Below are 15125 nucleotides of genomic sequence, written 5' to 3'. Positions count from 1 at the left end.
ATTAAATATCGATCGCGATCCAAGAATTTTCAACTCTGGCGATTGCTCCTCCAGGAAATGGATCGGTTTGCGATCGGTTGGGCGCTAGGATTAAGCTGGTGAGTTTTTCTACGCTGTCAAAACTGGGTGCACAGGGCAATATTTGTAGCAATACCTGTCGCATTGCTCGCCGCTGCAATGACAGTGGTGCTGTTTGCAAAATTGGGCGATTTAACTTGACGGGGAGTTGAATTTGCAACTGCGGGTTATCTGTAATTGGAGAGATGGCTCGCTGTAGTAATTCACTGGCTGCTATTTCGAGATATTCGACATCGGCGCGCAGCAGCTCGGCTGTTTGGGCGAGGGCTTGTTGGGCTTTTGGGTTGAAATGAGTTTCTAAATAAGGCAATAATTGCGATCGAATTCGGTTGCGCGCATATTGCAAATCTTGATTGGTGGAATCTTCCCAAATTGGTAGTTTTTGCTCTTGACAAAATTGACCGGTTTGCGATCGAGTTATTTCCAGCAAAGGACGAACCAAGTAGATTTTAGACTTGGGATTTTCGATTTTTGATTTGGGAGTTGTATCTAGATTGTGCGATCGCAAATCGGCAGATATTTGGGAGTTATGATTTTCCTCAGAATCCCCCAATCGAAAATCGGCAAGGGGGCGCGTCCAAGTCAGGGCAGAAAGTCCGTCGGCGCCGCTGCCGCGAATTAGGTTGTAGAGGAGTGTTTCCGCGCGATCGCTGGCTGTGTGGCCTGTGACAATGTAGGGGTAGTTGTGGGCGATCGCAACTTCGGTTAAAGCTTGATACCGCCACTGTCTGGCGGCTGCTTCGGTTTTAGGAATGTCCGATGCCGTTTGCAAATAGTAGGATATTCCGAAATTTTTAGCTAAATTTTCTACATGATTTGCATTAGATTGGGAATCAGAACGCCAGCAATGATCGCAGTGAGCAATGGCTAGATTCCACCCCCATTTGGGCTGCAAATCCCTCAGTAATTTGAGCGTACACAGAGAATCTTGCCCGCCGGATACTGCTACTAACAATCGCTGATTTGAGGGCAAGATTTGTCGTTTCAGCAGTGTCCGGTGCAGTTGAGCGTGGAGGTGCGTCCAATTGGAAGATTCAACCATGAAAGCAGTTTGTCATGAACAAGGAAAACGGAAGATATAGCTTTTCGAGTTCCCATATGAGGTACTCATGGGAATAGGGGATAGGGCATTGGGCATTGGGCATTGGGCATACCTCACTTTTGGAGAACCGCTATAGAAAAAAGACGAAGACTCGCTTCGGCTGCGCCAGCGGATAAAAAGAAGGATTCGGGAAAAGCGAAGATTTCTCCGCGTCTCCCCGTCTCCCCCTCTCCCCCTCTACCTTCTTAGCTCCACATTCCTCGACTGTGGGGGTTGCTGTCTGGATACCTAGAAATAGGAAAATCATTACTTATTTCTGTTGAGTCGGTGACATCTAATGGCTCATTTGTATCAATTTGCTCTGAGTCTGAGCTATCTTCGGCGTTATTTTGGGCGATGTTAGATTCTTCCGGGGCGGCGGGAAGGGCTTTTTGTTTTTTCACCTCAGGTTCGATGGGAATGAACTCCAGGCGCAATCTAACTTTTCCTTGTGTCCAGCCTTTTCCTGAACTTAACAGCTCGCAATCCATGCCGTCTGACAATAATCTTTCTTCTAGCAATCTTGAATTCAGAATGGTCATATATTCGTTGACTTTGAACGTACATTGATACATCAAAGCGCTGGTAGGAGCCGACAAAACATCGTCTTCTTTGAGAAATATTTGTGAATCGTCCATATCAATTGTCATTTTAATGAAGGAAGAAGGAAGAGGGAGTAAACTTTTACAGTCTTAGTAGTTTAACAAAGTGGGCATTGCCTTTGTGTCAACTTAATATCAAACGTAGTAACGGTCTAAGGTACGTAGTTGGGCTTTAGCCCTCTTTCTTTATACGAATAAAGAGGGCTAAAGCCCAACTACGTACCTATCTGTAACCTTGCCTAGCCATTAAGAAGGAGGGAGAGGAATAGATACAAAGGATTTTAGGCTTAAGTTGACACACTTTGGTGAAAATAGCTGCCTACAACTGGAGATTATATTAATCCCTATTCGGTAATTTATTCCGTTTCTCTGGGACTGATTTGTCGTTCAGAAATTAGAAAAACCAACCGTAGGAATGTAAACCTTTACCTAACAGATTGACGCCTAGATAGCAAATCCAAACTACTACAAAACCTGTGGCGGCTAAAATTGCTGGGCGTCTTCCCTGCCAGCCGCGAGTGATGCGGGCGTGCAGGTAGGCTGCAAATACTAACCAAGTAATCAGCGCCCAAGTTTCTTTCGGATCCCAACTCCAGTATGAACCCCAAGCTTCGTTAGCCCAAACGGCACCGGCAATAATCCCAACTGTCAGTAAGGGAAATCCTAAACCGATGATGCGATAGCTAATATTATCAAGAGTTTCTGCTAGATTCAAGCGCTGGGGCGAGAGAAGTTCTGAGGTTTGGGTTGCGGCAGTTGATGCGGTTTGAACTGTTGCTGATTCTAGGACTGCGGTGGCGCCAAAACCGTTATTGTTGGAGTTGAAAGAGGGTTCGCTGAAAGCTAAGGCGCTGTCGCCTACGGTTTCGAGGGTTTGAGGTTCGGGATTTTGCGGGCGTTGCAGGCGGTAGTTGCCGTTGCGGTTGCCGTTGGTGCCGAAGGAACTACCTGTGAGTTCGATTTTTTGGCCGCGGGTGACGATTAAAAATGCGATCGCCAGCAATGCTCCTACCATTAAAGTTGAGTAACTCAGCATCATGACGCTAACGTGCATCATCAGCCAGTTGGATTTGAGGGCGGGTACTAGGGGCTCTGCCGATTGCATGGTGTCGGGCAGAGTCAGGGCTGCAAAGGCGGATATTGCCATTGCTACGGGGGATGTGGCTGCTCCAACTAGGCGGGAACGGCTCATGTTTTCCGCGACTAGGTGGATGGCGGTGATTCCCCAAACTAGGAAAAATAGGGATTCGTAAAGGTTGCTGAGCGGGAAGTAGCCGGCTTCTATCCACCTAGAACCGAGTAAAGCGGCGATGGAGAGGTTGGCGACAGCCATCCCTGCGGTGCCCAAGGCCCAGAGGTAGGGAATGCCGGGGAATGCTGTTCCCACCCAGTAAATGAGCATTGTTGCGAACAAGATGGCAAAGGAGATGTTGTCCAGCCAGTTCTGGAGTACGACCAGATCCATATAATTTACTCCGGTAGTCTTTTTACTTATTTTTTGCTAACTAGATCGATCGTACTGGGGTTAGGCAGTTTTGGGTTTGAGATTTTGAATTTTTGTGGCAATTCTGAGTTTTTGGCGGTGGTTGAGGTGGCGGGCCCTGAATTAAAATTTAATTGCAAAAAACACTTGACAGACGCACAAACATAGTGCACAGTAGTAATTCGTGACCAATGCGGAACTGGCGGAATTGGTAGACGCGCATGATTCAGGTTCATGTGGTGCAAGCCTTCCGGGTTCAAGTCCCGGGTTCCGCATTCCCAAGGCAGAAAAAAGTTTGGGGTTAATCCCGATACAGGTAATAACCCCATTCGCTCTGCTGAATTAAACAATGCTGACAAGTATTCAAAACCCCTTAGTCAAAGAAATCCGCAAGCTGCACAGCTCTAAGGGACGCAGGGAACAACAATTATTTCTACTCGAAGGTACGCATTTGCTAGAAGAAGCTTGTGCTGCCAAATATCCGTTAGCAACGGTTTGCTGCACTCCCGAATGGCTCGATCGCCACGCCGAAGTGTGGGAGCAAATTGTTAGTTTAGCCGATCGCACAGAATTAGTCAGTGCCAAGGTCTTAGAGTCGATCGCCACTACAGTCCAACCCGACGGCATTATCGCCACCGCACCCCGTACCGCAACACAACCCGCAGAAATCTCAACTTTAGGAATAGCCTTAGAAACAATCCAAGATCCTGGCAACTTGGGGGCGATCGTCCGCACCGCCGCTGCTGCTAATGCCGACGGCTTGCTGCTGAGTTCAGACAGCGCTGATTTAGACCATCCCAAGGTGCTGCGCGCCTCAGCAGGAGCTTGGTTTAAGCTGCCAGTAGCAGTCACTCCCGATCTAACCACGGAAGTATCCGGGTATAAAAATCGGGGAATGCAAATTTTAGCAACCGTTGCCGGCGCCAGTTTAACTTATTGGGAAGTTGATTTGCGAGTGCCGACTCTGATCGTTTTGGGCAACGAAGGTTCTGGATTGTCCCCAGAATTGAGAAGTTTAGCCGATCGACAAATCCAAATCCCCCTAAGCCGCGGCGTAGAATCTCTAAATGTGTCGATCGCCGGAGCCCTCATCTTGTACGAAGCTCAACGGCAAAGAAGTCATTAGTGATTAGTCATTGGTCATTAGTCATTGGTCATTAATCATTGGTTATTGGTCGGTGTTGCTGCTGCAACGGTATGAACGACTCAATGTAAAAAATGAAATCAGCCAGTCAGTCAATGTTCTGAATTTTCAAGCGATCCATTTTCATACCCCAATTAAGCAACGCCCATCAGTCAACCCTTGTCTTTTGCCACCTGTTGGCTGTCAACTGTCAACTGTCAACTGTCAACTGTCAACTGTCAACTGTCAACTCTCCCTCTCTGAGATTTGCCCGATTTTGTTTACCATGATGCAACTACAAAGCTTGTTTCCGGGTACTCTCGTAGCAAGAGTGCAGGCTTCCCTGAAATAAATGTAAAGAAATGTAGTCAACTGCTCTCAGAAATGTTAAGATTCTTAACATAAGTAGCATTGTGTACCTCCAACCAAAACCTAACCTGAGACGGTTCTGACTGGGAGTAACAGCTAGCTACCATAAAATTAAGCCTCTTTAAATGGAAGGAAAGCGCAAGTCCCCGCCCGCTTTCCTTCCCAGCTAAAGCTAGGGGTTTGCTACGCCGCAAACCTTTAGAGGCACAGATCCTCAGCGGGAAAAGCTCATGAAAACTCTTAAGTCCTCAGATACAGATTCTGTTCGCGCTTACTTGCGGGAAATCGGTCGCGTTCCGCTGTTGACCCATGAGCAAGAAATACTCTACGGGAAACAGGTACAGCGCTCAGCCGCACTGCATCAGGAAAAAAATATTTTAGCCGAAGAGTTAGGCCGCGACCCGACGGCGGCTGAATGGGCACAGACAGTCGGGCTGTCTGAGGCACAGTTGCAGCGGACGATCGAGAACGGGGAAAGGGCCAAGCGCCAAATGGTGGAAGCCAATCTCCGCCTGGTAGTGTCTGTTGCCAAGAAATACATCAAGCGCAACGTAGATTTGCTCGATCTCATTCAGGAAGGTACGATCGGGATGCAGCGGGGAGTAGAAAAATTTGACCCGACTAAGGGCTACAGATTTTCAACTTATGCTTATTGGTGGATTCGTCAAGCAATTACTCGGGCGATCGCCGAAAAAGGTCGCACCATCCGCTTGCCGATCCACATTACCGAAAAGCTCAACAAAATTAAAAAAGCTCAGCGCCTGCTAGCTCAACAGCTCGGCCGCGCGGCTACTGCTGCTGAATTGGCGTCAGAGTTAGATTTGACTCCCAAGCAAATTCGCGAATATCTCGATCGCGCGCGCCTGCCACTTTCACTGGACTTGCGCGTGGGAGACAATCAAGATACTGAGTTGGGCGATTTGTTGGAAGATACGGGTACTACTCCAGAAGATTTTGCCCTGCAATCTTCCCTGCGGACTGACTTAGACCACCTAATGGCGGAACTGACTCAGCAACAGCGAGAAGTCCTGGCATTGCGGTTCGGTTTAGAAGACGGGCAAACTTTAACTTTGGCAAAAATAGGCGATCGTCTGAATATCAGTCGGGAACGGGTGCGTCAAATTGAACGGGAAGCTTTAACCAAACTCCGCAAGCGCAAGCAAGATATCAACGATTATCTTGCCAGCTAGGTCAACAGTTGACAGTTGACAGTTGACAGTTGACAGTTGAGGGCGAAGTGATAAGAACGGAGATTTAAACTTTGTTCTTATCACAATCTGCTTTCATGAGTAAGGGTTTCAAACCCCTGCTATTCGGGGAAGGGCGATCGGGCATTTGGTCGCGATCGCCATTCTCCAATCTAAAATCGTAAAAACCGCCGCCTTTAATTCGGTTGTACCCACTTGGTTGCTGCGACTGTCCTGCTACATTAGTAATTACTTGGTAATAAATATCAGCAGCGATCGAATAACGGTTATTTAATTTAACCGCCCGCATCTAAAATAACAAGCTGTCTCTGAAACGGAGGTACTCGTGAGCAACTCATCTAATAAATCCCCTGAATTCTTTGAAGAAGACGGAGAAAATGCTAATTTATTATGGCAATACGTGCAGTCAATGGCTCCCGACACTGTTTCTCAGTTGTCCAAGCCGACTTCTCACGAAGTGTTTCAAGTAATGGAGCGAAATATTGTCGGGCTTTTGGGGAATTTACCTTCGGAACATTTCGGGGTGACAGTGACTACCAGTCGCGAACATTTGGGTAGATTGCTCGCCTCGGCTATGATTAGCGGCTATTTTCTCAAAAATGCCGAACAGCGAATGACTTTTGAAAAGTCGATTCAAGCTAGCGAAAGACACGGTTCGGATGATTAGTTGATTATTAACATTTAAGTTGTACAAGTGTCAAGCCCCCTTCGGAAGATGGGGGCTTAAAATTTTAGATTTTAGATTTTAGATTATGGAATTGTTGACTTTAGATGAAATAATAAAATAATTATTGATATTATTTTCCAATTCCCAATTCCCAATTCCCAATTCCCCATTCCCATTCCTAATTAATATGTCTCTTACTCCTTTGGCCCACAAAGTTATCGGCGTTGCTGCGATCTGGAATGACCGACAACAAATTTTGATTGACAAGCGCCGACAACACGGACTGCATGGCGGTTTTTGGGAGTTTCCGGGCGGTAAAATAGAGCCGGGAGAAACGATCGAAGCTTGCATACAAAGGGAAATTATGGAGGAGTTGGGGATTGTCGTGGAAGTGGGCGATCGCTTGATTACAATTGACCACGACTATACTAAATTTACAGTGAGGCTCTACGTCCACCACTGCCGCTACATCAGCGGGGAACCGCAAACGATCGAATGCGATGAAATTCGCTGGGTGACACTCGACGAAATTGACCAGTTTACTTTTCCCAAGGCAAACGAACAGATTATCGCTGCACTGCGATCGAGTTAAACTTTAGGGAATGGGGCATAGGGCATAGGGAATGGGGCATAGGGCATAGGGCATAGGGCATAGGGCATAGGGCATGAATCACAACTAACAACTAAGGAATGAAAAATAAATAAGGTGACTAATTGAGGAATACTCTATCTCGCATCAAGGCTTCTGGGCTTTAATTGTGCAAGTTATATATTTTTCATTCCTAACAACTAATTATTACTTTTGAATGGGCAAGGTAAAGTGAAAACAACTGCCTCGATCGGGTACTGAGTCTACCCAAATTTGACCGTAGTGGGCGCGGATGATGCCTTGACACAAAGACAGCCCAATGCCGTAACCGTCTGTTGATTTATCTCGCTGCAAGCGATAGCTGTCTTCAAAAATGCTCGCACAATCTTTTTCGGGAATTCCCGGGCCGCTGTTGCAAATGCTGACTTGAACTTTGTAAGCGGTGCGGTGAAGAATAGAAAGATTAACAGTTCCTTGTTCTGGGGTGTACTTGCTGGCGTTGTCCAGCAGGTTGACTATGACTTGTTTGATGCGATCGGGATCGGCATAAACCAAGGGCAAATCTGCGGGAATGTCTGTTTCTAAATTCAGACTTTTAGCCTGAAATTTGTCTTGAAATTGCAGGATTACATCTTGACAAATCGCCCTCAGTTCGATTTTTTTGGGTTCAATGTGGAGTTGAGCGTTAGTACCCCGTGCTGCTTCCAGGATATCTGTAATCATGCGATCGACAATTCGGATTTGGCGGCGGGCTTGTTTCATCAAATGAGCCGCCAGAGTCGGTGTCAAACGGGACTTTTGCCCTTCCTTCACCTTCTGATTTGACTCCAAAGTCTCCAAAGCCAAAGATGCTGCTGTCAAGGGATTTCGCAAGTCGTGAGCCAGCATCGCAATAATCCTGTCTTTCAACTGCAACTGCTCTTGCAGGTGTTCTTTTTCCTGTTTGAGCCGAAAAACTTCATCCGCAAGCTGTACGAGTTCGGTGGCGCAAGCAACGGAATAGATGGGTTTTGGATCTACCAGATTGGCAGCCAGAGCCGAGGCAGACTGCTGCTGAGCTGCACATTCTTCTACAGAACGCTTCCAGCGGGGCCACCAGTGTTCGAGTTGGGCGATCAAATTGCTGCCGGCGAGAGTTTGTCGGGGCTCAGGATGAATTTTGAGCAGCGAGGGAGTGGCTACGAGTTTAAAGTGTTCGGCTAAATCCGGCTGTTCTCCTACGTCGATGACTTGAAGCTCAAAGTCGCACTCTGCCTTCAAATCCTGTAGGGACTTGCGGATGTGTCTGGTCTGTTCCCTGGAAGAGGGACGCTTGTCTACGAACAGCAAAAGCTGTAAAAGCGGTGCAGGATTGGTCGGCTGTTCGGGAGAACAGTCGGTGTCGTCGGTGCCGGATGTTGGATTGACGCTGTTGACTTTTTCGATCGGGTGAAAATAATTGACCATTACGGAGCCGAGTTATTTCACTATCTACTTTAATTTAATACTTACTTTAGATTTATGCTATTGTCCGATGATTTCATTACGGCGGGCCAATGACATTTTTGAGATGGAAGAAAAATGAGTCGCTGCGGGTAGTGGTTCAAGTGGCGGCCGCCTTTTTTGTGCTGTGCCTGCTGCTGACGCTGCACCGCTACTACAGCTTTTACGCTACATACGACCAAGGCATTTTCAATCAACTTTTTTGGAACGGCACTCGGGGTCACTTGTTTGAAAGTTCCCTGTCTTCGGCTTTGTCCACTAACGTGGTTCACCAAAATCAGCTCCCGTCTGTATCTTACTATCGGTTGGGGCAGCATTTCACCCCAGCGCTGATGCTGTGGCTGCCAATTTACTCGCTGTTCCCCTCTCCTGTTACTTTGACGGTGTTGCAGGTGACTTTAATTACGGCGGCTGGTTTAGTTTTGTACGCTCTCGCCAGACACTATCTAGAACCGCGACTGTCGGCGACAATTGTCGTGAGCTATTACGCAGCTAACGCCGTTATCGGCCCGACTTTGGGCAATTTTCACGATGTTTGTCAAATTCCGCTTTATGTCTTCGGCTTGCTGCTGGCGATGGAGAAGCGCTGGTGGCCGATGTTTGGGATGCTCGCCACTCTAATTTTGGCCGTGCGAGAAGATTCGGGAATTGTTTTGTTTGGGGTGGGGGCTTACATGATTTTGAGCCGGCGCTACCCTCGGACTGGTTTGGCTGTCTGCATTCTCAGTTTTGGTTACACGATCGCCCTAACCAATCTGATTATGCCTTTGTTTTCTGCGGATATCTCCCAGCGGTTTATGATGGAACGCTTCGGTCAATATGCCGATGGAGATGAAGCTTCGACGCTGGAAATTCTTTGGGGAATGGTTAGCAATCCCGGGCGGTTGGTGACTGAGCTATTTACGCCACTTTTTGGTAAGATTAGATACCTACTGGGTCAGTGGTTGCCGTTAGCCTTGGTTCCTGCAGTAGCGCCCGCATCTTGGACGATCGCAGGCTTCCCGCTGCTGAAGCTATTTTTAGCTAAAGGAGAATCGGTGCTGGCGATTAATATTCGCTATGCGATGACTGTGGTTCCGGGGCTGTTTTACGGGGCAATCCTGTGGTGGGCTGGCCGTCAACAGGAAGAAGATAGAATTAGGAGGGGAGAACAAACAATCTTACGTTTTCCGAATGCGGTGTTTCCTTTCCCTTCGTCTTCGCAGTTTCGCCGCTTTTGGGGGTTTTGCATCTGCTTGTCGCTATTTTTTACCTTCACGTCTAATCCTAATCGGACTTTTTCGTTTATTTTGCCCGATGCGATCGATCCTTGGGTGCAGGTTCCTCTCATCAGACAGTGGCAGCACGTGTCTCAAGTGCGCCCGCTGTTGGCTAAAATTCCTGCTAATGCTAGCGTGGCTGCAACGAATACTATTGTGCCGATTTTGTCAAGCCGCCGGGAAATTCTCCGGTTTCCAATGTTTGAACTGCGGAATGATGCGGGAGAGGCAGTGAAGATGGAATATGTAATTGCCGATATGTGGCAGTTGCAGCGGTATCAAGCTGCGTTTCGCCGGGAACGCGGACAGTTGCAGCAAATCGTACCGGCGATCGATCGAATGTCCAAATCTGGAGACTACGGAATTGTTGGCTTTGAAGACGGCGCGATTTTAATGCGTCAGGGCGCTGCTTCTAATTCTGCATCGGTGGCTGCTTGGACTCGTTTTCGCCAGGAGTTGGCACCGATTTTGAAGCAAGGGTAATCGGGTATGCGCGATCGCCCGAAACTGTCGGTTTAGGCCAAATATTCCAGAAACCGGGCCAGAGAGCAATTGCTACAAACACCCGGTTTCTGCATAATTTTCCGTCCTTGTTGCTGCCAAAAGTCAGCCCTCGGGCATAGATTTGCGATCGATCAACATTTAAGGCTGTGCATTATACAATAAAGTAGTAAACAATAAACATTAAGATATATAAATTCTTAGGAGGGAAGAAAGATGAAAATTTTGGTATTGGCATGGGAGTTTCCTCCCAGAATAGTCGGCGGTATCGCCCGCCACGTATCGGAACTGTATCCAGAATTGGTGAAGCTAGGCCACTCGATTCATTTAATTACAGTAGAGTTCGGTCACGCGCCGATGTACGAAGTGGTTGAAGGAATAGAGGTGCATCGTGTAGTAGTCGGGCACGCCAAGGACTTTTTTCACTGGGTGGCGAACCTCAACCAAAGCATGGGGCACCAAGGCGGCAAACTAATGCTAGAAGAAGGCCCCTTTGATTTGATTCACGCTCACGATTGGCTGGTGGGAGATGCGGCGATCGCCCTCAAGCATACCTTTAAAGTACCGCTAATTGCCACCATCCACGCCACCGAATACGGGCGCTTCAGCGGCCTCCACAATGACGGGCAGCGCTACATTAACGCCAAGGAAAACGACCTCGCTTATAACGCTTGGCGCGTCATTGTTTGCAGCGACTATATGCGGCGGGAAGCTGAACTGGTACTATCGACTCCGTGGAACAAAATAGAGGTAATTTATAACGGAATTAGACCGGAAAAAAAGCCGCGCAGGGACGAATTTGATGCGATGGATTTCCGCCGCAAGTTTGCAGCAGACCACGAAAAAATAGTTTATTATGTAGGCAGAATTAGCTACGAAAAAGGCATTGCTGTATTTCTCAATGCGGCACCTCAAGTAATTAGGGAAATGGGGGGTAACGCAAAAATTGTTATTGTTGGTGGCGGCAATACAGACCATCTCAAAGTTATGGCTTGGAATTTAGGAATTTGGAATAAGTGTTATTTTACGGGTTTTATGTTTGAGGAACATCTCGACAAATTCCAGACGGTGGCTGACTGCGCCGTTTTCCCCAGTCTTTACGAACCTTTTGGGATTGTAGCATTAGAAAGCTTTGCTGCAAGAGTACCTGTGGTGGTGTCGAATGCGGGCGGCTTGCCGGAGGTAGTGCAGCATACAAAAACTGGTGTTGTTACTGAGGCTAACAATCGCGATTCTTTGGCCTGGGGGATTTTGGAGGTACTGAGAAATCCTGGTTATGGGCGATGGCTGGTTGACAATGCTTATGAGGATTTGGAACGTCGATTTAGTTGGCCGAAGTTGGCAATGGAAACCGAATGGGTTTATCAGCGGGTAGTGGAGGAAAGGGCCGAGGTTGATTGGTAAAATTTGACAGAAATAGATGGGGAAATTCTTAAGTTAGTGAGGTGTAAATTGGTCAGGGCTTACGCAAATGTCAGCTTAAATAAAGGTATGTTGTTGCGCTTCAGCGCTCTTTAATATATGCAAAAGAGCGCTGAAGCGCAACAACATACCTAAAAGTGAGCCTCCCATCAGAGTGCCTGTTTAATCCAGGAGTGTTGGGAATGGGTAATTGGTAATCATAAAATTTAAAGGGAAGTTGCATCTTGAATATTTTTAGGGACATCGAACCCCAACCAAAACGCAGCTTGATAACTTTATTCACAGCAGGCTTGCTATTCTGGTGTAGCTTGGCTTCGCTGCTGCCAACTTTGCCGCTGTACGTTCAATCTGTGGGCGGTAGCAAGCAGCAAATTGGCTTTGTGATGGGTGCATTTGCGATCGGGCTTTTGCTATCGAGGCCGCAGTTGGGTAAAATAGCCGACAGCCGGGGGCGCAAACAAGTTTTGCTGCTAGGCGTGTCTGTGGCTGCACTTGCCCCTATCGGCTACCTGTTAGCTCAATCTGTCCCATTACTGTTAGTTCTGCGTGCTTTTCACGGCATTAGCATCGCTGCTTTTACTACAGCTTACAGCGCTTTGGTCACAGATTTGTCGCCGCCAGGAAAGCGGGGCGAATTAATTGGTTATATGAGTTTGGCCGCCCCTATCGGTTTGGCATTTGGCCCGGCGATGGGCGGATTTGTCCAAGCTGCGGTTGGTTATCCTGCTTTGTTTGCGATGTCGGCGGCTTTCGCCACAACAGCTTTATTTATTACCACCAAAGTTGTGGAACCGAATTTCGCTGAGTTAACAAAGTCTGACTCGCTATCTGAGGACAAAAACAGCCAAAAATACTGGCAAATGCTGTGGAATCCCCGGGTGCGGATTCCGGCTTTGGTGCTATTGCTGGTTGGTTTGGTATTCGGAACTTTGAGCACTTTTATGCCTTTGTTTATCCAAGAAACCAAGGTTAATTTGAATCCGGGATTATTTTATTCTACGGCGGCTATCGCCAGTTTCAGTTTGCGGTTGGTGACGGGGCGGGCTTCGGACAAATACGGCCGCGGCTTGTTTATTTCTGGCGGCTTAATCTGTTATGCCGTGTCTATGTTATTGTTGTATTTTGCTAACAGCAGCGGTGCTTTTTTAATCGCGGCTTTGGTTGAAGGTACGGCTGGCGGTACTGTTATGCCAATGATGGTGACGCTGATGTCGGATAGGTGCGAACCTCAAGAAAGAGGTCGTTTATTTTCGATTTGTATTGGCGGGTTTGATTTGGGGATTGCGCTTGCTGGCCCGACTTTGGGCTTTGTTGCTGAACAAGTTGGCTACAGAAATATGTTTGGTTTGGCGGCTTCACTCGCTGCTTTGGCTTTGTTGATTTTTATTACTTTGTCTAGCAAGGATTTGTCTCATTCGCTGAAATTTGCGATCGGGCGCGGCAAAGATGTTTATGCTTTGAATAGGTGATACCATTTCTCTAAAATCATGCAACACTCTTTGAGTCCCTTTTACCCCCCCTAACCCCCCCTTGCAAAGGGGGGGGACAAGAATACTATTAGATTATTTTTTAAAATGGGTATTACTGTATCGGGACGGGCTCTCCGGCCCATCCCACAAGAAGATTAGCAACTTTAAACAACAACGCACCCTACAAAATACTGTAGGATGCGTTGCTTTTGATAATGGGCTTGGAGGGATTCGAACCCCCGACCTCATGGTTCGTAGCCATGCACTCTATCCAACTAAGCTACAAGCCCTTATTGTTTTTACTGTTGGTTTGAGAGTTGAAATTTCAGATTAAATTTGAGATTTAATTTAAAATTGAACAATCTCTGTCCCGCACAGAATCTAATACTAACACCATTCTCAAAATAATGCAAGACCTTTCTGAAAGTTTTTCTAAATTGCCCGATCGCGCGCAGCTAACTCACCTCGACAACAGCGGGGAAGCCCAAATGGTGGACGTTTCGGCGAAAGTGGCAACTGTGCGGCAGGCTGTGGCTGCGGCGCGGGTGCGGATGCTGCCGGAGACGTTGGCGGCAATTGAAGCGGGGAATGCGCCGAAAGGCGATGTATTGGGCACTGCAAGGCTGGCTGGAATTATGGCGGCAAAGCAAACGGCTAATCTGATTCCTCTGTGTCACCCTCTACCCATTAGCAGCGTGGAAGTGCAGGTGATACCGGATGCTGGGTTGCCGGGGTATCAAATTCGGGCGACGGTGAAAATTAAGGGGGAAACTGGTGTGGAAATGGAGGCGATGACGGCGGTTTCGATCGCAGCGCTGACTCTGTACGATATGGCTAAGGGGTTGTCCAAGTCGATCGCCATTGAATCGATTCGACTGGTAAGCAAAAGCGGCGGCAAATCGGGAGACTATCAAAATTTAGAGGGATAAAGTTCCGGCCTTGGGGGGAGGCAGAATTCAAAAAGTAGCACTTATGCTTAAAATAGGCACAGAACTACTAACATCAAGTGAAAAACTATGCCTCCTCGTTGGCCCCGCAAACCCGATCGCAAAGACCCAGAGTACCGTCAATTAGACGATCGCATGAATTTTGCGATCCACGTCGGTCTTTTTTCTGCTTCCAATTCAGGTTTGTGGTTTGTTCAAAATTTGCAAAAAGCTGATTGGCCTTGGGCTGTTACAGTAACGGGTGTATGGGCTCTAGTAGTTTTGGCCCACGCAATTTTCATTTTTGCGATCGCCGATTATTCGCCTTTAACCAAAGATTCTGGCTGATGGCAGTTGTCGGCGATTTGTTAACTGTTTTAATCCAGCACAAATAATTTGCTTTTTTAGATATGGCTAATACTACAGTTGCGATCGAATCCTTAGCCGCCCAAATCGGCGAAAATGTCTACATTGACATTGCCAAGTGGCATTTGTATCTCCGTGATGCTCACCTGCATACCGTTGTTGCCCAACAACTTTATCCGATGCTGGAAGATGGCACTTTAAATGATGACAAAGTTGCACGAGTTTTGCAAGGAATTCCAGTCAAGTTGGGCGGCGGCAAGCGAGAAGTGCCGCTGGCAGATTTGATTCCGATGCAGTGTCAAGTGCAGTTGATGGATGTGCTTGAGGAATTTCAACGGGATATGTGAACTCATCCATCTTGGCGGATTCTCAATAAGATAAGTTTGTAGTGAGGACTTCAGTCCGCATTTGGAGAGGACTAAAGTCCTCACTACGAACCTTAAGTTTAGTTTGTAGTGAGGACTTCAGTCCGCATTTGGAGAGGACTAAAGTCCTCACTA

General features: G+C 47.4%; 16 protein-coding genes and 2 tRNA genes. 12 read left to right on the top strand and 6 right to left on the bottom strand.

The window, feature by feature from the left end; all coding sequences use genetic code 11:
- Window position 1 precedes the first annotated feature (1 nt).
- The 3 genes from tilS to ccsB all read right to left on the bottom strand — a co-directional run bounded on the left by tilS (window position 2) and on the right by ccsB (window position 3226).
- Complete coding sequence (gene tilS / locus QZ918_RS05135; RefSeq protein ID WP_293331892.1) at window positions 2-1120, bottom strand: tRNA lysidine(34) synthetase TilS; 1119 nt, start codon at window positions 1118-1120, stop codon at window positions 2-4.
- Window positions 1121-1365: 245 nt separating this feature from the next.
- The gene (locus QZ918_RS05130) at window positions 1366-1797 is read right to left on the bottom strand and encodes a KGK domain-containing protein (protein ID WP_293331889.1); all 432 of its coding nucleotides are present in this window, start codon (window positions 1795-1797) and stop codon (window positions 1366-1368) included.
- Between the two features lie 358 nt (window positions 1798-2155).
- Window positions 2156-3226, bottom strand: coding sequence for a c-type cytochrome biogenesis protein CcsB (gene ccsB / locus QZ918_RS05125; RefSeq protein ID WP_293331886.1), 1071 nt, complete (start codon window positions 3224-3226; stop codon window positions 2156-2158).
- A gap of 211 nt (window positions 3227-3437) precedes the next feature.
- On the opposite strand from ccsB, the gene QZ918_RS05120 reads away from it, so the two are divergent.
- From QZ918_RS05120 to QZ918_RS05105, 4 genes are all read left to right on the top strand, one after another.
- Window positions 3438-3519 (top strand) — tRNA-Leu (locus QZ918_RS05120).
- Window positions 3520-3593: 74 nt separating this feature from the next.
- A complete protein-coding gene (locus QZ918_RS05115) occupies window positions 3594-4370 on the top strand; it encodes a TrmH family RNA methyltransferase (RefSeq protein WP_293150398.1) in 777 nt (258 codons plus the stop codon).
- A gap of 10 nt (window positions 4371-4380) precedes the next feature.
- Complete coding sequence (locus QZ918_RS05110; protein WP_293331883.1) at window positions 4381-4719, top strand: hypothetical protein; 339 nt, start codon at window positions 4381-4383, stop codon at window positions 4717-4719.
- Window positions 4720-4966: 247 nt separating this feature from the next.
- Window positions 4967-5926, top strand: coding sequence for an RNA polymerase sigma factor, RpoD/SigA family (locus QZ918_RS05105; RefSeq protein WP_293331880.1), 960 nt, complete (start codon window positions 4967-4969; stop codon window positions 5924-5926).
- Between the two features lie 64 nt (window positions 5927-5990).
- On the opposite strand, the gene QZ918_RS05100 is transcribed toward QZ918_RS05105, so the two are convergent.
- Window positions 5991-6233, bottom strand: a complete 243-nt coding sequence (locus QZ918_RS05100) for a hypothetical protein (protein WP_293331877.1) — start codon at window positions 6231-6233, stop codon at window positions 5991-5993.
- 36 nt (window positions 6234-6269) lie between these two features.
- Between QZ918_RS05100 and QZ918_RS05095 the strand changes: the two genes are divergently transcribed.
- Both QZ918_RS05095 and mutT read left to right on the top strand, forming a co-directional pair.
- Window positions 6270-6611: a DUF760 domain-containing protein gene (locus QZ918_RS05095; protein ID WP_172187001.1), complete on the top strand. Its 342-nt coding sequence runs from the start codon at window positions 6270-6272 to the stop codon at window positions 6609-6611.
- Window positions 6612-6798: 187 nt separating this feature from the next.
- A complete protein-coding gene (gene mutT, locus QZ918_RS05090; protein ID WP_293150390.1) occupies window positions 6799-7203 on the top strand; it encodes an 8-oxo-dGTP diphosphatase MutT in 405 nt (134 codons plus the stop codon).
- Window positions 7204-7407: 204 nt separating this feature from the next.
- Here mutT and QZ918_RS05085 read toward each other — a convergent pair whose 3' ends face one another.
- Entirely contained in the window at window positions 7408-8646 is a 1239-nt protein-coding gene (locus QZ918_RS05085; protein WP_293331874.1) for a histidine kinase, read from the bottom strand.
- Between the two features lie 89 nt (window positions 8647-8735).
- Here QZ918_RS05085 and QZ918_RS05080 point away from each other — a divergent pair, with 89 nt between their 5' ends.
- The 3 genes from QZ918_RS05080 to QZ918_RS05070 all read left to right on the top strand — a co-directional run bounded on the left by QZ918_RS05080 (window position 8736) and on the right by QZ918_RS05070 (window position 13333).
- Complete coding sequence (locus tag QZ918_RS05080) at window positions 8736-10424, top strand: DUF2079 domain-containing protein (RefSeq protein ID WP_293331871.1); 1689 nt, start codon at window positions 8736-8738, stop codon at window positions 10422-10424.
- A 234-nt stretch (window positions 10425-10658) separates the two neighbouring features.
- Window positions 10659-11846, top strand: coding sequence for a glycosyltransferase family 4 protein (locus QZ918_RS05075; RefSeq protein ID WP_293331868.1), 1188 nt, complete (start codon window positions 10659-10661; stop codon window positions 11844-11846).
- A gap of 242 nt (window positions 11847-12088) precedes the next feature.
- Window positions 12089-13333, top strand: coding sequence for an MFS transporter (locus tag QZ918_RS05070; protein ID WP_293331865.1), 1245 nt, complete (start codon window positions 12089-12091; stop codon window positions 13331-13333).
- 216 nt (window positions 13334-13549) lie between these two features.
- Here QZ918_RS05070 and QZ918_RS05065 read toward each other — a convergent pair.
- A tRNA-Arg gene (locus QZ918_RS05065) sits at window positions 13550-13623 on the bottom strand.
- 117 nt (window positions 13624-13740) lie between these two features.
- Between QZ918_RS05065 and moaC the strand changes: the two genes are divergently transcribed.
- The 3 genes from moaC to QZ918_RS05050 all read left to right on the top strand — a co-directional run bounded on the left by moaC (window position 13741) and on the right by QZ918_RS05050 (window position 14972).
- Entirely contained in the window at window positions 13741-14262 is a 522-nt protein-coding gene (gene moaC / locus QZ918_RS05060; RefSeq protein WP_293331862.1) for a cyclic pyranopterin monophosphate synthase MoaC, read from the top strand.
- 87 nt (window positions 14263-14349) lie between these two features.
- Window positions 14350-14607 (top strand): 2TM domain-containing protein, encoded by a 258-nt coding sequence (locus tag QZ918_RS05055; RefSeq protein ID WP_293157023.1) that lies wholly within the window; start codon window positions 14350-14352, stop codon window positions 14605-14607.
- A gap of 62 nt (window positions 14608-14669) precedes the next feature.
- Entirely contained in the window at window positions 14670-14972 is a 303-nt protein-coding gene (locus QZ918_RS05050; RefSeq protein WP_293331859.1) for a DUF3181 family protein, read from the top strand.
- The last annotated feature ends 153 nt before the right edge of the window (window positions 14973-15125 follow it).

It is taken from the genome of Microcoleus sp. CAWBG58 (assembly GCF_020883045.1).
GTDB lineage: Bacteria > Cyanobacteriota > Cyanobacteriia > Cyanobacteriales > Microcoleaceae > Microcoleus.
The sequence above is the reverse complement of the archived record's forward strand: the minus strand, read 5'-3'. Positions and strand labels throughout refer to the sequence as shown.